A 20366-nucleotide genomic window follows, 5' to 3' on the forward strand; every position below is an offset into this window, starting at 1 on the left:
TCAGGCTCCGGTGTGCTCGGTGGTCAGGGCGAGGAACGCGTCCTCGAGGTTGCGGGAGGTGATCTCCACGTCCCGGGCCGCGGTCCGGGTGAGCAGGTGTCGGGCGACCGCGTCCGAGTCGCCGGTGCGCACCAACACGCTGTCGCCGCGGACCTCCACGGCGTCCACGCCGGGCAGCGCGGCGAGCGCGGCCTGGTCGGCGCCGGGCAGGGTGGCCCGGACGGTACGGCCGGCGGCCAGGTTCTTGATCTCCGCGGTGGTGCCGTCGGCGACGACGCGCCCCTGCCGCACCAGCACGATCCGGTCGGCGTACGCGTCCGCCTCGTCGAGGTAGTGGGTGGCGAAGATGACGGTCCGCCCCGCCCGTGCGTCGCGGCGCAGCGCCTGCCAGAAGTCCCGCCGGCCCTCGACGTCCATGCCGGTGGTCGGCTCGTCGAGCACCATCAGGTCCGGGTCGGGCAGCAGCGCCAGCGCGAACCGCAGCCGCTGCTGCTGGCCGCCGGAGCAGCGCCCCACCACCCGGTCGGCGATGTCGGTGATGCCGGCCCGCTCCAGCACCTCGGCGGCCGGGCGGGTGTGCCGGTAGAAGTGGGCGGTCATCCGGACCGTCTCGCCGACGGTGAGGTCCTTGAGCAGGCCGCCGGTCTGGAGCACGGCGGCGACCCGGCCCCGGGCCACCGCGTCGTCCGGGGTGCCGCCGAGGATGCGAACCGTCCCCGCGTCGGGGCGGGCCAACCCGAGCAGCATGTCGATCGTGGTGGTCTTGCCCGCGCCGTTGGGGCCGAGGAACGCCACCACCTCGCCGGGCTGCACCCGCAGGCTCAGCCCGTCGACCGCGGTGACCGGGCCGAAGGTCTTGGTGAGGCCGTTCAGCTCGACGGCCGGATGCGTACTGGTCATGGCACTCATGCTCCGGCGGCCCGGGGGCCGGTACCCGGAGCGGTCGTCACGTTCCGGCCGTGACATTTGTCAGGGGGCCGTCGCCGGCGCCCGACGTCATCGCCTGGGCGACACGGAGCGGGTGGCGAGGAATTCCGCGCACGGCAGCGGGTAACCGCCGGGCCGGGACGCCGCGACACCGGGAGGACGCGATGGGTGCCACACCGCAGGGCCAGGTCGACACGGTCGTGCTGGTCCACGGCCTCTGGATGACCCCGCGGAGCTGGGAGGGCTGGGCCGACCGGTACGCCGCGCGTGGCCTGCGGATCCTCGCCCCCGCCTGGCCCGGCATGGACCGGGAGGTCGAGCGGCTGCGCGACGATCCGGCCCCGATCGCGCAGCAGAGCATCGCCAGGATCGTCGCGCACTACGACCGGATCATCCGGACGCTGGTCCGGCCGCCGATCATCATGGGGCACTCGTTCGGTGGGCTGATCACCCAACTCCTGGTCGACCGGGGCCTCGGTGCGGCGGCGGTCGGTGTGGCCCCCGCCCCGGTCAAGGGTGTGCTGAAGCTGCCGTTGAGCACGCTCCGCTCGGGCTTCGCGATCCTGCGCAACCCCGCGAACCGCAACCGGGCCGTGCCGTTCACCCCCGAGGACTTCCACTACGCGTTCGGCAACACGATGAGCCGGGCCGACTCCGACCGCGCCTGGCAGCGCTACGCCGTCCCGGGCGCGGGGCGGGTGCTCTTCGAGGGCGCGTTCGCCAACCTCGACCCGACCTCCCCGGCGAGGGTGGACAACGGGCGCAACGATCGCGCCCCGCTGCTGCTGATGGCCGGGGAACTCGACCATGTGGTGCCGCCGTCCGTGGTGCGCTCCAACGCCGGGCTCTACCAGAAGTCCCGGGCGCTCACCGCGTACGAGGAGTTCCGGGGACGATCACACTTCACCGTCGGCCAGGACGGCTGGGAGAAGATCGCCGACTACGCGCTGGACTGGGCGCTGCGCGCAGCGGCCCTGCCCCGGGCGGCGACCATCGCCAGCGAGAGCCCTCGCCGCTGAGCGTCCCCGGTGTGGGCCGCTGCCGGGCGCATGAGCGGGCCGACCACGGGTAACGGGGAGGGATGAGGGCGAGTTTCCGGCTTGGCCGGATCGCGGGGGTGCCGGTCGGCGTCAACTGGAGTGTCCTGGTCATCTTCGCCCTGATCGCGTGGGGACTGGCGGCCAACCAGTTCCCCCGCTCGTACCCCGACCGTTCCCCCGTGGCGTACACCCTCGCCGGGCTGGCCGCGGCGGTGGTCTTCTTCGTCGGCCTGCTGGCCCACGAGGTGTCGCACGCGGTGGTGGCCAAGCGCAACGGGCTGACGGTCGACGGCATCACGCTCTGGCTGTTCGGCGGGGTCGCCGAGTTGAAGGGCGAACCCCGCGACCCGGGCGCGGAGCTGCGGATCTCCGGGGTCGGGCCGCTGGTCAGCCTGCTGATCGGGGCGTTCTTCGGCGTCATCGCCGCGCTGCTCGCGCTGGCCGGGCAGGGTGGGCTGCTGCTCGGGGTGCTGGCCTGGTTGGCCGGCATCAACGTGCTGCTGGCGGTCTTCAACGTGCTGCCGGCCGCGCCGCTGGACGGCGGTCGGCTGCTGCGCGCCGCCGTGTGGAAGGCGACCGGAGACCGGACCCGGGCGTCGGTGGTCGCCGCCCGCGCCGGGTGGGTGCTCGGCGCGCTGCTGATCGGTCTCGGGCTCTGGCAGTTCCTGTCCGGGGTCGGCTTCGGTGGGCTCTGGCTGGCGCTGATCGGCTGGTTCCTGATCGGCGCCGCCGGGATGGAGGAGCGGCAGGCCCGCGCCGGCAGCGCGCTGCGCGGGGTCCGGGTCGGCGACGTGATGACCCCGCAGCCGCAGACCGCCTCGGCGGAGATGACCGTCGCCGACTTCGTCGACCACTACCTGTTCGCGTACCGGCACTCGGCGCTGCCGCTGACCGAGGAGGGCCGGCCGACCGGCCTGGTCACGCTCGACCGGGTACGGGGCGTACCGGCCGACCGGCGGGCGTCGACGACGCTGGCCGAGGTGGCCTGCCGAGCCGACCAGTTGGTCCTCGCCCAACCCGGCGAGGAACTCAACGACCTGCTCCCCCGGCTCCGTGAGTGCGCCGACGGCCGCGCCCTGGTGGTGACCGACGACGGCCGCCTGGTCGGCATCATCTCCCCCAGCGACATCAGCCGCGCCGTCCAGAGAGGCACCCTCCGCACCCCCCAACCCACCGCCACCCCCACCACCACCCCACCACCACCCCGCTGACCCGCGGCGATCATGAAGTTAGCGGCACGACACGCCGACACGTCTGTCGCTAACTTCATGATCACCGGGGAAAGCCGGGGAAAGCCGGGGGTAGAGCGGGGAGGGCTTAGCGGGGGAAGTGGATGTCCAGGTCGGTGGTGCGGAATTTGCCCTTGGGGTCCAGGTGGGTCAGGAGGGCCGTGAAGTCGGTGTGGCGGGGGTAGCGGGTGGACAGCTCGGCCGGGTCGGTGACGAAGACCTTGCCCCAGTGCGGGCGGAACTCGAACGGCGTCAGCCGCTCCTCCACCTCGGCCACCACCGGCAGCACCCTGGCGGCATCGGCGATCCAGGTGAAGTGCAGGACGAAGCTGTCCCGGCGGTGGTTCGGGCTGAGCCACAACTCGTCGGCCGCCACCGTACGCAGCTCGCACACCTGCAGCACCGGGGCGATCAGGTGCGCCACCTCGTCCAGGGCGGCGAGCGCGTCGGCGGCCGAGGCGCGTGGCACGTGGTACTCGGACTGGAGTTCGTCGCCGTTGCTCGGGGTGAACCCGAGCTTGAAGTGCGGCAGCCGGTCCTGCCACGGGCCCGGCACGCCGAGCTGCGGGGTGCAGTTCTCCGCCGGCATCCCGAGCACGGGGTGGCGCGGCCGGTCGGCGGCCGTCGTGCCGAGCCAGTCCGCCGGGGGCGGGGCCTGGTCGGCGACCTGCTTGCGCCACACCTCGCGCAGTCGCGGCGCCCGCCAGTCGGTGAACACGCTGACGCTGTAGGCCGAACCGAGCGCCTCGTCCAGCGCTTCCCGGGGCAGGTCGAGCCGGACGTACTGGCGTACCTCGAAGGCCGGCACCAGGTCGAGGGTGACCCGGGTGACCACGCCGAGTGCGCCGAGCCCGACCACCATGCCGGCGAAGGTGTCGGTGTCCCGGTCGACGTGGAGCAGGTCGCCGTCGGCGGTGACCAGCTCCAGGCCGGCGACCGAGGTCGCGAGGTTGCCGTGGGTCTGACCGGAACCGTGGGTTGCGGTGGCGACGGCACCGGCCACCGAGATGTGCGGCAGCGAGGCGAGGTTGGGCAGCGCGTACCCCTGGGCGTACAGCTGTGGGGCGACGTCGCCGTAGCGCAGCGCGCCGGTGACGGTGACCTGTGCGCGCTCGCGGTCCACGTCGATCGCCGGCGGCAGCCCGGCCAGGATGACCAGGTCACCTTCGGTGTCGCCGAGCCGGTTGAAGGAGTGCCCGGTGCCCACCGCCCGGATCCGGTCGCTGCCGGCGACCAGTCGGCGCAGCTCGTCGACGGAGGTGGGCCGGTGGAACGCGCGGGCGGCGTAGCGCACGTTGCCGGCCCAGTTGCGGCGTGGGACGTCGGCAGCGGCGGCCGACGGGCCGCCCCGCTCAGGCTCGGTCACGTGGCGGTCTCCCGATCGGTCGAGGGGTGGTCGGCCAGCGCGGCGACCAGCGCGTCCAGCGCCGCGTCGGCCTGGAGCCGGCCGTAACCCCGTTGGGCGACCGGCAGGCCGGCCGCGGAGGCGTGTTCGATCTCCACCCGGGCCGCCTGCCGGGTCGGGCCGTCGCCGGACACCAGGGCGTCCTGGCCGCGCCGGATCAACCGGTCGACGGTGTCCATGCGGTAGCCCCGCAGGCCCGCGGGGAGGTCCGGGTCGGCGAAGGCGGCGCGGCGCAGCGCGGGCAGGTCCACGAACCGGTCGCCGGCGTAGCGGGTGAGCGCGGCGGACACCTGTTCCGGCTGCTCCCGGACCTGGTCGAGGACGAGCAGTTCGACGGCGGGCCGGCCGTCGAGCGGGTGGCGGGCGGTCACCGGCGGCCCCAGCGTCACGCCGGGCGTGGGCACCAGCAGCAGTCGCGGCGGCTCCGGACGGCCGTCGCGGCGGGGTGGCTCGTCGAGGATCAACGCGTCGACGTCGGCCCACCGGATCGACCGGCGCAGGCCCGGCCGCCGGATGGTCAGGCCGTCCGCGCCGATCCCGAACCGGAACGGCCGCAGCGCGCTGCCCAGCGCGACGACGCCCAGGGCGACGGCTCCCACCGCGATGATCGTGCGTAGCAGGGCGTCCTCGCGGGGCAGGGCCAGCAGCACCACCCCACCGAGTACGCAGACCAGGGCGAGGACAAGGGTTCCCCGACTCCGGCGTAGTTCCACGCTCGGACCCCCGTTCATGACCGTGGCGTCGGTCCCAGCATCCTCCGACACACCGGGCGCCACGGACACCGGACGATCGGGCACGGTTGTTCTCGCCATCGTCGGGGAACCCTACGCCCATGAGCACTTACCGTGATCCGGCCCTGCGGGGCGACGTGTTCCCCTCGGAGGAGGAGCTGGACCCGACCGGCAGCGGGGTCGAGCCGGCGAGCGCCCCACCGGTCGGGGGGTTGCCGAGCCATCCGTCACCCACGCCCGGTCCCCGACCCACACCGGCACCCGCGCCGGCCCCGACGCCGGTGCCGGCGCCCGGCCCGCCGCCGCGTGCCCCCGGGGCGCGGTCGATCGTGACCCGGCACGTGGACGGCTCGGTGGAGGTGGTCACCGACCTCGACGGGGACGGCGTCGCCGACATCGTGCAGGTCGACCTGAACGGCGACGGCGCAACGGACCTCACCTATGTGGACAGCGATCGGGACGGCCGGCTGGACACCGTGCTGCGCGACCCGGGCATGGTCGGGACGGGCGGTGGAGCGCACCGGGAGATCTGACCGGCCGCCGGATCACGTCGGGCTCAGAGCTTCGCCATCACCTCGCTGGCGACCAGCTCGATGTGCTCCAGGTCGGTGAGGTCCAGCACCTGGAGGTAGATCCGCTGGCTGCCGATCTCCGCGTACCGGCCGATGGCGTCGAGGACCTCGGCGGGCGTGCCGGCCAGGCCGTTCGCCCGTAGTTCGTCCGGTTCGCGGCCGATGGCGGCTGCCCGGCGGTTCACTTCGGCGTCGTCCCGCCCGCAGCAGAGCACCAGGGCATTGGACCAGACCATCTCGGCCGGGTCGCGCCCGATCTCGGTGCACGCCGCACGGACCCGGTCGAACTGCGTGGCCGTGTCGGCGGCCGAGGCGAACGGCAGGTTGAACTCGTCGGCGTAGCGCGCGGCCAGCCGCGGGGTGCGCTTCGGGCCCATTCCGCCGAGCAGGATCGGTGGGCGGGGCTGCTGCACCGGCTTGGGCAGGGCCGGCGAGTCACTGATCGGGTAGTACCGGCCGGCGTGCTGGAACCGCTCCCCCGGCGGGGTGGCCCAGAGCCCGGTGATGACCGCGAGCTGCTCCTCCAGCCGGTCGAACCGCTCACCCAGGGACGGGAACGGGATGCCGTACGCGGTGTGCTCGTCGGCGTACCAGCCGGTGCCGATGCCCAGCTCCACCCGGCCACCGCTCATCTCGTCGACCTGGGCCACGGTGATGGCCAGCGGGCCGGGCAGGCGGAAGGTGGCGGCCGTCATCAGGGTGCCGAGCCGGATCCGGCTGGTGTCCCGGGCCAGGCCCGCCAGCGTGGTCCAGGCGTCGGTGGGACCGGGCTCACCGGTCGCCGAGCCCATCGGGAGGTAGTGGTCGGACCGGAAGAACGCACCGTAGCCGGCGTCCTCGGCGCAGCGGGCCACGGCGAGCAACTGGTCGTAGCTGGCACCCTGCTGGGGTTCGGTGAAGATCCGCAATTCCATTCCCCGAGCATAGGAAGCCGGGCCTGCTGCCGCTCCCGGTACGGTGGGCGCTCCTCGCATGCCTTGACAGTCATATAACGTGTGGGGCATATTGGGCTGGTGTCCACCGACGCCTTCACCGTCCTCGCCGAACCCACGCGGCGCCGGATCCTCGACCAGCTCCGCGACGCGGAGCGCAGCGTCGGCGAGCTGGTGGACAGCCTCGGCGTCAGCCAGCCGGCCGTCTCCAAACACCTGCGCGTGCTTCGCGAGGCCGGCTTCGTCTCCAGCCGGACGGCCGCCCGGCAGCGGATCTACCGCCTCGACCCGGGCCCCCTGCGGGCGGTCGACGGCTGGCTGGACCCGTACCGCCGGCTCTGGGACCGGCACCTGGACGCCCTGGAACGGCACCTCGACAGTCAGGAGCAGTGAATGGACCGCGACGCGTTCCGCCCCAGCCCACCCGCGGACGTCCGCGCCGAACCCGCCGACGGCGGCGCCACCCTGGTCTTCGTCCGCGACCTGCGGCACCCCCCGGCCACCGTCTGGGCGGCGCTGACCGAGCCGGCCCGGCTCGCCGAGTGGGCGCCGTTCCTCGCCGACCGTGACCTCGGCTCCCCCGGCCCCGCCGTGCTCACGCTGATCGACGGCGAGATGGCCGCGCCGACCACCGCGACGGTACGCCGGGCCGAGCCGCCGCACCTGCTCGAGTACACCTGGGGCGACGACCTGCTGCGCTGGGAGCTGAGCCCGCTGGGCAGCGGCACCCGGCTCACCCTGCGGCACACCGTCGCCGACCGGGGCCTGCTGGCGATGGTCGCGGCCGGCTGGCACCTCTGCCTCGACGTCGCCGACCGCCTGCTCGACGATGACCCGGTCGGCCCGATCCGGGGCGCCGAGGCCAAGGAGTTCGGCTGGCCCGAGCTGCGCGACGCGTACGCCGATCGGCTCGGCGAGGGCTGACCCGCCGCATCCCCTGGCCGGCGAACACGCCGCCCGCCTCCCCCGACCGGGCCGTAACCGGCGACGGGCGTCCGGGTCATCCGGTGCCGACGCCCCTTCCGCCCGCGCGCCCGCGACGTCCACGCTGGACGGAGCGTGCCGCGACCGGCGGCTCGGCGGACGCGAGGAGAAGACGATGGATGATCGGCACCTCGACCGGCTGACGGCGGCCGTGGCGGACCTGGTCCCGGAGCTGTCCCGACGGGCCGACGAGATCGAGCAGGCCCGGGAGCTGCCCGCCGACCTGCTCGACGCGCTGCGCGCCGCCGGCTGCTTCCGGATGTTCGTGCCGCGCAGCCACGGCGGGTACGAGGCCGACCTGCGCACCGGGCTGCGGGTGCTGGAGACGCTGGCCCGGGCGGACGGGGCGACCGGGTGGACGGTGATGATCGGCGCCGAGACCCCGCACCTGCTCGCGATGCTGTCCCGGGAGCGGTTCGACAAGCTCTACGCCGAGGGCCCGGACGTCGTGGTGGCTGGCGGCTTCGCCCCGCAGGGCCGGGCCGAACCGACCGACGGCGGCTACCGGGTCACCGGGCGCTGGGCGTTCGCCAGCGGCAGCCGCCACGCCGACTGGATCTTCGGCAACTGCGTGCTGACCGGCACCGGGCAGCCGGCGGCCGGCGAGCGGCCGCAGCTGCGCTCGATGCTCTTCCCGGCCGACCGGGTCACCGTGCACGACACCTGGCACGCGTTGGGCCTGCGCGGCACCGGCAGCCACGACGTCGAGCTGACCGACGCGTTCTGCCCCGCCGAGGACAGCCTCGACCTGTTCACCGGGGTGCCCTGCGTACCCGGTCCGGGCTTCGTCGCACCGCTGGTGCACTTCGTGCTGCACCTCGGCGCGGTCGCCGTGGGCATCGCGCAGGGCGCCCTCGACGACATGGTCGCGTCGCTGGCCGGCGGCCGGCAGCGGCTCTACGCCCGCCAGTCACTGGCGGACTCGCCGGCCTTCCGGATCCAGCTCGGCCGGGCCGACCTCGACGTCCGAGCCGCCCGGGCGCTCCTGCACGACCTGGCCGACGAACTCTGGGCCGCCTGTGCGACCGACCCGGCGGCGGTGGCCCGGCTGCACCCGCGGATCTCGGCCGCGCTGCCCTGGGTGACCGAGCGGACCGCCGCCGCGGTGGACGCCTGCTACCGGGCCGGTGGCGGCGGGGCGTCCCGGGACGGCACGCCGCTGCAACGCCGTTTCCGGGACATCCACACGTTCAGCCAGCACGCCGCGGCGGCCGAGGGCTGGCTGGGCAACAACGGCACCGAACTGCTCGGCCGCCCGGTCGAGCTGGCGTACTGAGCGCCGGCGGGTCGCCCGCCGGCGGCGCGGTCAGACGTACGGCCGGGTGGCGTAGGCGGTCCGGAGCGCGGCCAACCCGGTCGCCTTCGGCGACAGCGTGCCCCACCCGGAGTTGAAGTAGTTGGTCCGGACGATCCGTGGCCCGCGCTCGGCGTTGAGCTGTGCCACGGCCGCCGGGACGGTCGCGATCCAGGCAGCCTGATTCGGGATCTCAGCGGACCGCACCCCCCACTCCGCGATGATCACCGGCCGGGACAGCGCCACCGGCCCGAGGTCCGCCACCGCCCAGTCCTTCGTGCGGCGAAACCGGGACAGCGCGGTGTCGTTGGCGTTGGTGGCGTAGACGTTCCACTGGAGGAAGTCCAGCCGGGGCATCAGCCACTCCGGGTGGGTGCGCTGGAAGCAGGCCCGGTCGAAGCCGCCGAGGCCGATGGAGAAGGTGGTGCCGGCGGGCATCGTCCGCGACTTGAACCAGGTGAGGATGTAGTTCACCGCCTGCAACGCCCGTGCGTCCGACTCGGCCCACGTGTACGCCTTGCCGGCCTCGGTGGTGCCGAACTCGTGGTCGGTGTCGAACTCCGAGGCGAGCTGGATGTTCGCCGCGAAGCCGAGCGTGCGGTACTGCGCCAGGGCGCGGTGGAACAACCCGTCGCACTGACCGTTGAGCACCTGGGTGTACCCGTACGCCTTCGGCCAGGTGGTACCCGGCCGCTGCTGGATGGTCATCGACGGCGCCGGGACGGTGTAGCTGGTGCCGTCCACGGTGAAGGTCTGCGGCCCGGTGTCCGGGGCACCGTAGTGCTTCAACTCGAGGACCATGTTCATCTGCACGCCGGCCTTGCCCAGGTTGACCAGCCAGGGTCGGTTGTAGCCGGGGAAGGTGTAGCCGTCGGCGAAGCTGCGGTACTGGGTGAGCGAGCGGAAGTTGCCGCCGGCCATGTCGGCGGTCGGATCGGCACCGCCGGAGAGGTAGTAGCCACCGAGCACCGGCTGGCTCAGCGAGTAGTCGGCGGTGGCGGTCGCCGTGTTTCCGGCGGCGTCGCGGACCTGGACGGTGACCCGGGGCATCACGCCACCGCCCGGTACACAGCCACCGCGCCGTTGTCGGAGACCCGGGTCCAGATACGCCCGGAGTTGTCGGTGACGGTCACGGCGAGCGGGTCGATGATCGCGGTGACCCTGACCGGGGCACTGCTGTTGCCCTGCGCGTCGCTGACCACGATGGTGACGGTCAGCGGTTTGGTGTCGGCGTCGGAGTAGGTGACGGTCAGCAGCATCTGGTCACCCGGTGCGTAGACAGATGCGCTCAGGGCGGCAGTCGCGGTGGGAGCGGCCATGGTGGGCCCTCTCTGACTCGGCCGCCGGGCCGGGGCGCGGATGAGCGACGCCGGACCGGGCGGGGTCCACAGTGCGATGAAAGGCCGGCGGGGCACGGGCGCGGCGCGACCGTGGGGCGGCGTCGCGCCCGGCTGTCGGCGGGTGATGACGTCCTTGTCCCGTGGGCGGTGGCACCGCTGCGGGCGCCCGGAGCGGTGTGGACGGCAGCCGCGGGCCGTGCGCGTGGTCGGGCCGGCGGCTGTGCCGTGTCCGCCGCGACCTCAGGGCCGGGCTGGGTGAGGGCGGCGCCGGTACGGACGGTGCTGTCCTCACCGGGCCGGAGGAATGGGATGTGGCCCGACATCCGTCAGCCTCTCCACCTGCCCCAACAGTGCTCTACCAGGGGCTTTGCCGTCTTGTCCGGTTTGCGACAGCACCGGAGGGCCCGCCGACGGTCGCCCGCGTGGGGCTGCCGTCGGTCACGTTACGTCGCTGCTGCCGATGCCGGTCTCGGCTGGTCCGAGTAGCGTTCCAGCGGCGCCGACACCGGCGCGACCGCTTCCCTGCCACGCACTGAATGAGGGCCGATGTTGTTCCGCGCCACCACCGGGGCCGATCTCGCCCGGGTCACCGGCTTCTCCGTCGACGAGCCGGTCAGCACGATCGACGCCGACCGCTATCTCGACGAGTTGGGCAAGGGGATGTACCGGCCGGAGTGGACCTGGATCGCCGAGGTCGACCGACGGGTGGTGGGCCGCGCGCTGTGGTGGGGGCAGGCGTCCAGCGAGCACCCGGTCGCCCTGGACTGCCTGCACGTCGAGGCGTCCGTCGCCGACCGCGCGGCGGTCGCGGCCGGCCTGCTCGACGCCGGGCTGGAGGCCTTCGCGCGGCAGGGCGCGCCGAAGCCACCGCTGTACAACCTGACGCTGCCCAACGGCTGGCGCGACGACGAGGCCGTCTCCGCGGCGGTGGCCTGGCGGCGGAGCGCGGCGCTGGCGGTCGGGCTCACCGAGGAGGTGGAGCGGCTGCGGTTGGAGTGGACGCCCGAGGCCGGGGTGCCCTCGGGCAGCGGCAGGCTCGTCTTCTCCGAGGGCTCCGACGAGGAGTTCCTGGACGTGTTCCGCCGGATCGCGGTGGGCAGCCTGGACCTGGAGACCCGCCGGAACCTGGCGGTCAAGGGCCCCGAGGTCACCGCCCGGGAGGAGATGGACTTCTACCTGGGCTGCCCGGGCGAGCGGGCGTGGTGGCGCCTGGTCCGGACCGCCGACGGGACGCTCGCCGGTCTGGCGATCCCGTCCGCGACCCCCTACAACCGCAACGTCGGCTACCTGGGCGTGGTGCCCGAGCTGCGCGGACGTCGCTACATCGACGACGTGCTCGCCGAGATCACCCGGTTCCACGCCGAGCAGGGGGCCGAGCTGATCACCGCCACGACCGACACGACCAACGTGCCGATGGCAGCGGCGTTCGCACGGGCGGGTTACCGCACCGCGCAGATCCGACTGCTCTACTCGGCCCCGGGCTCATGAGGCGAGCAGCGTGGCGAGGTCGGTGCGGCCCCGGCCGGCCGCTACCGGGCGGGCGTCACGCGGGCGCGGCGCCCCGGACGGCCCAGGCGCGCGCGGTGAGCCGGATCGAGCCGTCCGGCTCGACCGGCAGCCGGGCGGCCAGCAGCTCCCGCAGCGCGGTCCGTTCCGGCTCGGCCAGGGTCGTGACGTACGCCGGGGCGGCGCCCTGGCCGCCGAGGAACGGCGTCCAGTAGTCGGCGAAGTCGGTGAAGACCGTCGACACCTCGACGGCCCGGACCGACACCTCCCCCAGCCCGGCGTCCACCCACAGCGCCCGCAGGGCGTCCGGCTGGCACACCGGAAAGCGGCTTCCCTCGTCCAGTTCGGCGGCGACCGGATCGAGCTGCGCGGCGGCCGCCCAGAAGTGCCGCATCATCGCCATGCCCTCGGCGTAGTCCCAGACGTACGCGGCCACCGCCCCCGCCGGCCGGACCACCCGGGCGAACTCGGCCACCGCCCGCGCCGGCTCGGGGACGAAGTTGAGCGCCAACCCGCTGACCACCGCGTCCACGGCGTTGTCGGGCAACGGCAAGGCGCGGGCGTCACCGACCTGGAAGGTCGCCCGAGCGTCGGTGACGCGGGCTCGCGCGTTGCCGACGAAGCCCACGGAACGATCGATGCCGGTCACCCGGGCAGGATCGGTGTCGGCGAGGACCGTCGAGGTCAACGCGCCGGTGCCGCAGCCCACGTCCAGCCAGTGCCGCCCGGGCGGCACGTACAGCCCGTCCAGGAAATCGGCCGCGATCAGGCGGCTCCACCGACCCACATACGTCTCGTACGCGTCACCGTCCGCCCACACCGGGTGCGCCATGCCGGAACGATACGACAGACCTGGGTTTCCCATGACCCGCCGAACCGTCGGTGGCCGTGACCCGTCGGCCCCGACACTCGACCACCTGGCCGATCGGTGCGCGCTGCCCCTGGTCGACGAGACGGGCGGCTCGACGAGGGGCACCGCCGGCGGCGGCTTCAGTCGTCGCGCCCGGCACCGCGATCGGGTGCGCTCATGTCCCCCGTCCCGGGCGTGCCACCGGCGAGCCCGTAGCGCAGGTACACGGTGCCCTTCGGGCTGGCCACCGGCGGTTCGAGGAGCGTGACGTTCGTGGGCACGACGCCACCGTCGAACACCTTCTTGCCGACGCCGAGCACGACCGGGTACACCCAGAGGTCGAGACGGTCGAAGAGCTTCTCGCGCAGGAGGGTCTGCACCAGGTTCAGGCTCCCGACGACCTTCACGTGCTCGTGCCGGTCACGGATCTCGCGGACCGCGCCGGCCAGATCCGGGCCGAGCTGGCTGGACCCGGCCCACGAGAGGTCGGGTCTGCCGCGGGAGGCCACGTACTTCGGGACGCTGTTGAAGAGCGTGGCGATCTCGCTGTCCTCGCCGCCCTCCTGGTGGGGCCAGTAGCCGGCGAAGATGTCGTACGTCCGCCGGCCGAGCAGGAGGGCGTCCGTGCCCTCGTACGCGGCACCGATCTGCGCTCCGGTGGCCTCGTCCAGCAGGGGCGCCTGCCAGCCGCCGAACGGGAACCCCGCCGGGTCCTCGTCGGGGCCACCGGGCGACTGCCCGACGAGGTCGAGGGTCGCGAACAGCTCGATGTGGATGAGGCCCATGCCTGACTCCCGATGAGTTGGTTGTCTCGGCGCGCTGCCCTGCGTACGTCACCAGGCCGGGACCCCGCACCAGCACTCACCGCTCACGATAGATCACAGACCGCGTCCACCCTGGTAGCTGCCATCCAGCGTCACCGCAGGTGTTGGTCGGCGCCGTGGATATTCGCCAGTTCCGCGGCGAACTCGGCGTCGGTGAGCGCGCCACGCTGGTGACGGGCGGTGTCCAGCCCGCGCGGCTCAGCCGCCGACCCGGTCGACCAGGGCAGCGGTGACCTCGCGGGTGGTGGCGGTGCCGCCGAGATCGCGGGTACGGGTGCCGGGGTCCCGCAGCGTCGACTCCATCGCCGCCAGCACGTCCTGCGCCGCCGCCGGGTGGCCGAGGTGGTCGAGCATCATCGCCGCCGACCACACCGCGCCGACCGGGTTCGCCACCCCCTTGCCGGCGATGTCCGGCGCGGACCCGTGGACCGGCTCGAACATGGACGGGCAGGTGCGCGTCGGATCGAGATTGCCCGACGGGGCGATGCCGATCGAGCCGGCCACCGCCGCCGCGAGGTCGCTGAGGATGTCGCCGAACAGGTTGGACGCCACCACCACGTCGAAACTGCCCGGTTGCAGCACGAACTTCGCGGCCAACGCGTCGATGTGCTCGCTGCGCCACTCGACGTCCGGGAAGCCCGCCGCCCGTTCGGTCACCACCTCGTCCCAGAAGGGCATGGTGTGCACGATGCCGTTCGACTTGGTCGCCGAGGTGACGTGTCGACGGCGGGTGCGGGCCAACTCGAAGGCGTAGTCGGCGATCCGGCTCACCCCGGCCCGGGTGAACACCGACTCCTGCACGGCCATCTCCTCGGGCTGGCCGCGACCGAGCCGGCCGCCGATCTCGCTGTACTCGCCCTCGACGTTCTCCCGCACGACGACGAAGTCGACCGCACCGGCCCGAGCGCCCCGCACCGGGCTGTCGACACCGTCGAACACCCGCACCGGTCGCAGGTTGACGTACTGCCGGAAGGCCCGTCGGATCGGAATCAGCAGGCCCCACAGGGAGACATGGTCGGGCACGCCGGGCGCGCCGACCGCACCGAGCAGGATCGCGTCGTACGGCCGCAGCACGTCCAACCCGTCGGCCGGCATCATCGCGCCCTCGCGCAGGTAACGCTCGCACGACCAGTCGTACTCGTCGTAGCTGAACTCGATGCCGTGCTGGCGGCAGACGGCGTCGAGCACGGCGCGCGCGGCGGCGGTGACCTCGGTGCCGATGCCGTCGCCGGGGATGACGGCGATGCGCTGGCTCATCGGCCGACTCCGGTGACGGCGAGCATCAGCGGCAGGAGGAGAAGGATGACGATCGCACCGATGACGTCGAACGACGCGCCGGACCGGATCATCCGTGTGATGGGTACGGTGCCGGAGCCGTAGACCACCGCGTTCTGCGGGGTCGACACGGGCAGCATGAAGCCGAAGGACGCCGCGAAGGTGGCCGCGAGGGCGGGCACGAACGGATCCACGCCGGCGGCCACGGCGACCGGAATGATGATCGGTACGACGACGGCGGCGGAGGCGGTGTTGCTGGTCGTCTCGGAGATGATGATCGCCAGCACGACGGCGAAGGCGGTGATCGCGAAGACGTTGGTCAGGCCGAGCCAGTCGGAGCTGGCGTTGCCGATGGTCTTGGCCAGGCCGGTGTCGTCGAGCAGCGCCCCGAAGATGATGCCGGTGCCGAAGAGGAGGATGGTGCCCCAGTCGATGCGGGCGGCGTCGCTCCAGTTGAGCGTGTACTCCCGGTTGCGCCAGTCGGTGGGCAACAGGAAGAGCAGGGACGCGCCGAGCACGGCGACGATGCCCTCGTTGAGTCGGCCGCTGACCGTCTCGTAGACGCTGGACTCGGTGCCGGCGACAAGGGCGACGATGCCGGGAAGGATCCACAGTGTCACCGTCACCGCGAAGGCGACGAGGGTGTTCTTCTCGGCCCGGGACAGCTTGCCCAGCCGGGCCCGCTCGGCGGCGACGTACTCTTCCACGCCCTCGATCCGGCGGATCTCCGGCTTGTTGAGCAGCAGCAGGATCGTGGCCAACGCGAGGAACATGACCAGGCAGATCGGGAACGCCGTGGCCATCCACCCGGCGAACGAGATCCGCTCGCCGGTGGCCTCCTCGATGAGGGCGCGCCCGATCAGGTTGGGGGGCGTACCCACGGGGGTGAGCAGACCGCCGACGCTGGCGCCGTACGCGAGCATGAGCATCAGCGCGAAGCCGACCCGCAGCCGGGTCGGGTCCCAGCCCGGCTTGGTCAGGCCGCGGCTCTGGAGCAGCTTGGCGATGACGGCGAGGATGCCCAGCGCGGTGGGCAGCAGCATCGCCACCGTGGCGGTGTTGGACACGAACGCCGACAGCAGAGCGGTGATCACGCCGAAGGCGACGATCACCCGGCCCGTCGTCCTGCCGACGCCGGGCAGCGACAGGATGCGGAACGCGAAGCGTTGCGCCAGGCCGTGTTTGAGCATCGCCTGGGCGAGGATGAACGCCCCGATGAAGGTGAACACCGTCGACGAGCCGAACGGCTGCAGGACGTCACCGGCCGGGGCGACACCCATCAGCACGATCACGCCGACCCCGATGAGACCGCCGACCGGGATCGGCACCGCCTCGGTGATCCACAGGGCGATCACGCCGATCAGGATCCCGGCCAGGGTCTGCTGGCTGGGTGGCATGTCCAGCGGCAGGGCAAGGAAGATCAGCGCCAGGGCGGGCGCGAGGATCAGCCCGACCGTGCGGCGCCGCTTCTCGAACCGCTCTTCGGTCTCGGAGAGCCGCTGCTCGGCGAGGCCGCGATAGGTGGCACCACCGAGCAGCGCCTTGTCGACGTCCAGCCGGGCCGGGTCGTCCGGCCGGTCGCCCCGTTGCTCCGGTATCGTCGCCCGTGGCTCGCTGTGACCCGCGTCGATGTCAGCCATCCATCGATGGTCCAACTGTGCCGTACGTCACGCAAGGCGCGATCGAACTTCTCTCGCCGTGCGGCATCGACCACCGTCGGCACCACGGGGGCCGGACGGGGCGGTGGCCCCTCTTTCTGTCCTCGCACCGGCACCACCACGGCGGGCGTCGATGCCCGGTTGGTCTGGCAACGTCGTACCACTGAGGAATGTTGACATCGGGAGCAACGGGCGATGCTTGTTGAATGACAACCAGCCATCCCGGGGGTGCGTCTTCGGTGCGGAATCGGATCTGGCGCGACTTCATGGCCGCCGCCGTGGAGGCGGTGCGGGGCCGCACGAGCGAGCAGGAGGAGGCGCTACGGGCAGAGCGCGCCCGCGGTGTGGACCGGCTCGGCCAGCAGGTGGTACGCCAGAAGCGGGCACGACGCAGGACGGCTTCCCGCCGCGCGCTCCGCTGGCTGTCACGCCGCAACGCCGCCTGAGTCGGCGCTCTACCCGTTGCCTCGCTCCACCCGGATCTGTGGGGCCGTGTCGATCGGCGGGCCGCTCGTTCGACGTGTGGGAGCGAGGGCCGAGGGGCGGCCCCGCCGGACGAGGAGAACGCGATGTCGAAGTACCTGCTGATCATGCGGGGCACCGATGAGACGAACGCGGCCATGATGGCTGACCTCGACGAGATGATGGCCAGGACCCGCCGTTTCATCGAGGACATGATGAAGGCCGACGTGCTCGTCGCGGCAGAAGGGCTCGACGATCCGGGCCAGGGTGTCGTGGTCGACTTCAGCGGCGAGGCGCCGGTGGTCACGGACGGGCCGTACGGCGAGACCAGGGAACTGTTCGGTGGCTACTTCCTGCTCGATGTCGCCACGAAACAGGAGGCGGTCGAGTGGGCCAAGCGGGTCCCGGCGGTCCGCGGTTCCACGATCGAGGTCCGGCGGGTGGCCGAGGCCGACGAGGTCCCGCACGGCGGCGAGAGCAACGGCCCGATCTGATGGGTACGGCCGACGTCGAGACCGTCTGGCGGATCGAGTCGGCCCGGATCGTCGCCGCGCTGACCCGGTTCACCGGCGATTTCGGGCTGGCCGAGGACGCGGCCCAGGAGGCGGTGGCCGAGGCGCTGGTGTCGTGGCCACGTGCCTCTCCGGCCAATCCGGCCGGCTGGCTGATGGCCGCGGCCCGGCGGCGGGCGATCGACGCGATCCGCCGCCGGACCGCCCTACGGGACCGGTACGCCCTGCTGGCGGTCGACCTGACGGTCGACTCGGCGGTCGACGAGGACGTCGACCCCGACAAGGTCGACGACGACGTCCTGGCGCTGATGTTCGTCAGCTGCAACCCGGTGCTCTCCCCGGAGGCCCGGGTGGCGCTGACCCTGCGCGTGGTCGGCGGCCTGTCCAGCGAGGAGATCGCCCGCGCGTTCCTCGTACCCGTGCCGACCGTGCAGGCCCGCATCACCCGGGGCAAGAAGACGATCGCGGCGGCCGGGGTGCCGTTCGAACTGCCGCCGGCCCGCGAGCGCCGGGAACGGCTGGGCGGCGTGCTCAGCGTCCTCTATGTGATCTTCACCGAGGGGTCGACGGCCACGTCGGGCGACCGGCTGCTGCGCCCCGACCTCGCGTACGAGGCGATCCGGCTGGCCCGCACACTGGCCGCGCTGCAACCCGACGAGCCGGAGGTGCACGGCCTGCTCGCGCTCTGCGAGCTGACGGCCGCGCGCTTCCCGGCCCGGACCGGCCCGGACGGTTCGCCGATCCTGCTCGAGGACCAGGACCGGCGGCTCTGGGACCTCTCGGCGATCCGCCGTGGGCTGGCCGCGCTGTCCACGGCATCGACTCGCGGCCTCGGCCCGTACGGCCTGCAGGCCGCGATCGCCGCCACCCACGCGTCGGCACCCTCGGTGGAGGAGACCGACTGGGACCGGGTCGTGCTGCTCTACGAGGCGCTCGGCCGGGTCGCGCCCTCGCCGGTGGTCGCACTCAACCGGGCGGTCGCCTTGGCCATGGCCTCGGGTCCGGCGCAAGCCCTGGCCATCGTGGACGAGCTGATCGCCGCGGATCGGCTCCCCGGCTCCCACCTGGTGCCGACCGTACGCGGGGAACTGCTGGCCCGCCTCGGCCGGCAACCGGAGGCGCGCGCCGAGCTGGAACTGGCGGCTCGGCTGTGCGCCAACCAGCGCGAACGCTCTGTACTGCTGCGCAAGGCGGCCGCGCTGGACTGACCTTCTCGACCTCGGGCCGCCCGGATTCGCGTGCGGCCCGGATGCCGTCGATCGTGTCGGCCCCGACGGCCAGGCGCGGCGAGGGCGCCGCCATACCGGCGATCACGCAGCGGATGCTCGCGCACGGCGATGAACTGGCCGCCGACCACGCCCGCGAGATGATCGCCCGTCGCGCCGGCCAGGCCCGTCTTACCGAACTGCCCGCCGGTCACGTGGTGCACCACGACGCCCCGACGCAGTTCGCCGCCGCTGTCAGCGCCCTTCTGTCCGAACTCGACTGAGGCAGGATGCGGACAGCGGGCCTCCGTCCCGCGCCCTAACGTGGCAGCGTGGCTGCACCTCGCACGGCCCAGCCAGGGGTGATGAGCCGCCGGCTGACCTTCCTGTTCGCGGTGGCGGCGGGAGCGGCCATCGGCAACCTGTACTGGGCGCAGCCGATACTCGGCCTCATCGCGGACGATCTGGGCGCCGCGACCGCGACGGTCGGTTGGCTCGTCACCGCGACCCAGATCGGGTACGCCGTCGGCGTGCTGCTGCTCGTACCGCTCGGCGACGTCCTCGACCGCCGCCGGTTCGTCCCGGTGCTGCTGCTGACCTCGGCCGCCGCGCTGCTGCTGTGCGCGCTGGCGCCGTCGACAGGCATGCTCCTGCTCGCACTGGGGGTTCTCGGCGTGACGACGGTTTCCGGGCAGGTCCTGACACCGCTGGCGGGGGACCTTGCCGGCGACGCCCACCGTGGTCAGGTCGTCGGCGTCGTCGGGTCCGGGACCCTCACCGGCATCCTCGCCTCCCGTACGATCAGCGGTTTCGTCGCCGACGCCGCCGAGTGGCGTGCGATCTTCGCCCTCGCCGCGGTCGTCGCCGTCCTGCTCGCCGTCCTGCTCTACCGCGCGATCCCACCGCTCGCACCGCGAACGCGCATGCCGTACCCCGCTCTCATCGCGTCGGTCGGCGCGGTGGTCATGCGCGACCGGGCGGTCCGATGGACGCTTCTTCTCGCCGCCACCGGATTCGCCGTGTTCTCGTTGCTCTGGACGGCGCTGACGTTCCTGCTCAGCGGTCCCCCGTTCGAGTACCCCGTACCGGTGATCGGGTTGTTCGGGTTGGCCGGCCTCGCCGGCGCTGTCGCCGTCCAGCACGCCGGTCGGCTGCACGACCGCGGGTGGTCGCTCCCGGCCACCGGCGCGGCATGGGTACTGGCCGTCGGCGCCTTCGTCGGCGCGGCGTTCGCCGGCCGGTCCGCCCTGCTCCTCGTCATCGTGATCGTCGTGGTCGATGTCGTCCTCCAGGCACAGGCCCTGCTCAACCGGGCACGGTTGTTCGCCCTCTCGGACGAGGCTCGCAGCCGGCTCAACACGGCGCTGGGCACCGCCAACTTCGTCGGCGGCGCGGTCGGCTCGGCCGCCGCGACCACGCTCTGGTCCGCGGGTGGCTGGACAGCGGTGACGATGGCGGGGACGGCGCTCTGCTGCTTCGCGCTCACCGTGTGGGCGCTGGGACGTCGGGGCCCGCTCGTGATCCGCCACGGCTTGGCTGACCGCCCTGAAGCCTCCGCGTGACCGCGCGGCATTTGGACCGGGTGCTGGGTCGTCGAACCCGCGAACGAGGGGTTATGAG

General features: G+C 73.0%; 22 protein-coding genes. 12 read left to right on the plus strand and 10 right to left on the minus strand.

Annotated elements, in window-relative coordinates; all coding sequences use genetic code 11:
- Positions 1 to 900, minus strand: a complete 900-nt coding sequence (locus tag ACTWLT_RS16855) for an ABC transporter ATP-binding protein (protein ID WP_445319194.1) — start codon at positions 898 to 900, stop codon at positions 1 to 3.
- A 191-nt stretch (positions 901 to 1091) separates the two neighbouring features.
- Here ACTWLT_RS16855 and ACTWLT_RS16860 point away from each other — a divergent pair, with 191 nt between their 5' ends.
- On the plus strand, positions 1092 to 1946 hold the full coding sequence (locus ACTWLT_RS16860; protein WP_445319195.1) for an alpha/beta hydrolase: 855 nt from the start codon (positions 1092 to 1094) through the stop codon (positions 1944 to 1946).
- A 62-nt stretch (positions 1947 to 2008) separates the two neighbouring features.
- The gene (locus ACTWLT_RS16865) at positions 2009 to 3178 is read left to right on the plus strand and encodes a site-2 protease family protein (RefSeq protein ID WP_445319196.1); all 1170 of its coding nucleotides are present in this window, start codon (positions 2009 to 2011) and stop codon (positions 3176 to 3178) included.
- A 106-nt stretch (positions 3179 to 3284) separates the two neighbouring features.
- On the opposite strand, the gene ACTWLT_RS16870 is transcribed toward ACTWLT_RS16865, so the two are convergent.
- Both ACTWLT_RS16870 and ACTWLT_RS16875 read right to left on the minus strand, forming a co-directional pair.
- Entirely contained in the window at positions 3285 to 4562 is a 1278-nt protein-coding gene (locus ACTWLT_RS16870; RefSeq protein ID WP_445319197.1) for an FAD-binding protein, read from the minus strand.
- The gene (locus ACTWLT_RS16875) at positions 4559 to 5314 is read right to left on the minus strand and encodes a hypothetical protein (protein ID WP_445319198.1); all 756 of its coding nucleotides are present in this window, start codon (positions 5312 to 5314) and stop codon (positions 4559 to 4561) included. The genes ACTWLT_RS16870 and ACTWLT_RS16875 overlap by 4 nt, the downstream gene beginning before the upstream one ends.
- A 119-nt stretch (positions 5315 to 5433) precedes the next feature.
- Between ACTWLT_RS16875 and ACTWLT_RS16880 the strand changes: the two genes are divergently transcribed.
- The gene (locus tag ACTWLT_RS16880; RefSeq protein WP_445319199.1) at positions 5434 to 5865 is read left to right on the plus strand and encodes a hypothetical protein; all 432 of its coding nucleotides are present in this window, start codon (positions 5434 to 5436) and stop codon (positions 5863 to 5865) included.
- A gap of 23 nt (positions 5866 to 5888) precedes the next feature.
- Here ACTWLT_RS16880 and ACTWLT_RS16885 read toward each other — a convergent pair whose 3' ends face one another.
- Positions 5889 to 6818 carry an LLM class F420-dependent oxidoreductase gene (locus ACTWLT_RS16885; RefSeq protein WP_445319200.1) on the minus strand — a complete coding sequence of 310 codons (930 nt, stop codon included), beginning with the start codon at positions 6816 to 6818 and terminating at the stop codon, positions 5889 to 5891.
- A gap of 99 nt (positions 6819 to 6917) precedes the next feature.
- On the opposite strand from ACTWLT_RS16885, the gene ACTWLT_RS16890 reads away from it, so the two are divergent.
- From ACTWLT_RS16890 to ACTWLT_RS16900, 3 genes are all read left to right on the plus strand, one after another.
- Positions 6918 to 7229 (plus strand): ArsR/SmtB family transcription factor, encoded by a 312-nt coding sequence (locus ACTWLT_RS16890; RefSeq protein ID WP_252417847.1) that lies wholly within the window; start codon positions 6918 to 6920, stop codon positions 7227 to 7229.
- A complete protein-coding gene (locus ACTWLT_RS16895) occupies positions 7230 to 7760 on the plus strand; it encodes an SRPBCC family protein (RefSeq protein WP_445319201.1) in 531 nt (176 codons plus the stop codon).
- A gap of 175 nt (positions 7761 to 7935) precedes the next feature.
- Positions 7936 to 9096, plus strand: coding sequence for an acyl-CoA dehydrogenase family protein (locus ACTWLT_RS16900; RefSeq protein WP_445319202.1), 1161 nt, complete (start codon positions 7936 to 7938; stop codon positions 9094 to 9096).
- A 30-nt stretch (positions 9097 to 9126) separates the two neighbouring features.
- Here ACTWLT_RS16900 and ACTWLT_RS16905 read toward each other — a convergent pair whose 3' ends face one another.
- Together ACTWLT_RS16905 and ACTWLT_RS16910 are read right to left on the minus strand one after the other, a co-directional pair.
- Positions 9127 to 10164 (minus strand): hypothetical protein, encoded by a 1038-nt coding sequence (locus ACTWLT_RS16905; protein ID WP_445319203.1) that lies wholly within the window; start codon positions 10162 to 10164, stop codon positions 9127 to 9129.
- Entirely contained in the window at positions 10164 to 10433 is a 270-nt protein-coding gene (locus ACTWLT_RS16910) for a hypothetical protein (RefSeq protein ID WP_252417851.1), read from the minus strand. The genes ACTWLT_RS16905 and ACTWLT_RS16910 overlap by 1 nt, the downstream gene beginning before the upstream one ends.
- Before the next feature lie 567 nt (positions 10434 to 11000).
- Between ACTWLT_RS16910 and ACTWLT_RS16915 the strand changes: the two genes are divergently transcribed.
- Positions 11001 to 11942: a GNAT family N-acetyltransferase gene (locus ACTWLT_RS16915; protein WP_445319204.1), complete on the plus strand. Its 942-nt coding sequence runs from the start codon at positions 11001 to 11003 to the stop codon at positions 11940 to 11942.
- Between the two features lie 55 nt (positions 11943 to 11997).
- Here the strand turns inward: ACTWLT_RS16915 and ACTWLT_RS16920 are convergent, their stop codons facing one another.
- The 4 genes from ACTWLT_RS16920 to ACTWLT_RS16935 form a co-directional block, all read right to left on the minus strand.
- The gene (locus tag ACTWLT_RS16920) at positions 11998 to 12792 is read right to left on the minus strand and encodes a class I SAM-dependent methyltransferase (RefSeq protein ID WP_445319205.1); all 795 of its coding nucleotides are present in this window, start codon (positions 12790 to 12792) and stop codon (positions 11998 to 12000) included.
- A gap of 158 nt (positions 12793 to 12950) precedes the next feature.
- Entirely contained in the window at positions 12951 to 13595 is a 645-nt protein-coding gene (locus tag ACTWLT_RS16925; protein ID WP_445319206.1) for a dihydrofolate reductase family protein, read from the minus strand.
- Between the two features lie 237 nt (positions 13596 to 13832).
- Entirely contained in the window at positions 13833 to 14891 is a 1059-nt protein-coding gene (locus ACTWLT_RS16930; RefSeq protein WP_445319207.1) for a tartrate dehydrogenase, read from the minus strand.
- A complete protein-coding gene (locus ACTWLT_RS16935; RefSeq protein ID WP_445319208.1) occupies positions 14888 to 16549 on the minus strand; it encodes an SLC13 family permease in 1662 nt (553 codons plus the stop codon). Before ACTWLT_RS16935 ends, ACTWLT_RS16930 begins: the two co-directional genes overlap by 4 nt.
- A 257-nt stretch (positions 16550 to 16806) precedes the next feature.
- On the opposite strand from ACTWLT_RS16935, the gene ACTWLT_RS16940 reads away from it, so the two are divergent.
- From ACTWLT_RS16940 to ACTWLT_RS16960, 5 genes are all read left to right on the plus strand, one after another.
- A complete protein-coding gene (locus ACTWLT_RS16940) occupies positions 16807 to 17013 on the plus strand; it encodes a hypothetical protein (protein WP_445319209.1) in 207 nt (68 codons plus the stop codon).
- Positions 17014 to 17136: 123 nt separating this feature from the next.
- On the plus strand, positions 17137 to 17523 hold the full coding sequence (locus ACTWLT_RS16945; RefSeq protein ID WP_445319210.1) for a YciI family protein: 387 nt from the start codon (positions 17137 to 17139) through the stop codon (positions 17521 to 17523).
- Positions 17523 to 18749: an RNA polymerase sigma factor gene (locus ACTWLT_RS16950; RefSeq protein ID WP_445319211.1), complete on the plus strand. Its 1227-nt coding sequence runs from the start codon at positions 17523 to 17525 to the stop codon at positions 18747 to 18749. Before ACTWLT_RS16945 ends, ACTWLT_RS16950 begins: the two co-directional genes overlap by 1 nt.
- A 41-nt stretch (positions 18750 to 18790) precedes the next feature.
- A complete protein-coding gene (locus tag ACTWLT_RS16955; protein WP_445319212.1) occupies positions 18791 to 19030 on the plus strand; it encodes an alpha/beta fold hydrolase in 240 nt (79 codons plus the stop codon).
- A 48-nt stretch (positions 19031 to 19078) separates the two neighbouring features.
- The gene (locus ACTWLT_RS16960; protein ID WP_445319213.1) at positions 19079 to 20308 is read left to right on the plus strand and encodes an MFS transporter; all 1230 of its coding nucleotides are present in this window, start codon (positions 19079 to 19081) and stop codon (positions 20306 to 20308) included.
- Positions 20309 to 20366: the final 58 nt, after the last annotated feature.

It is taken from the genome of Micromonospora yongxingensis (assembly GCF_052601155.1).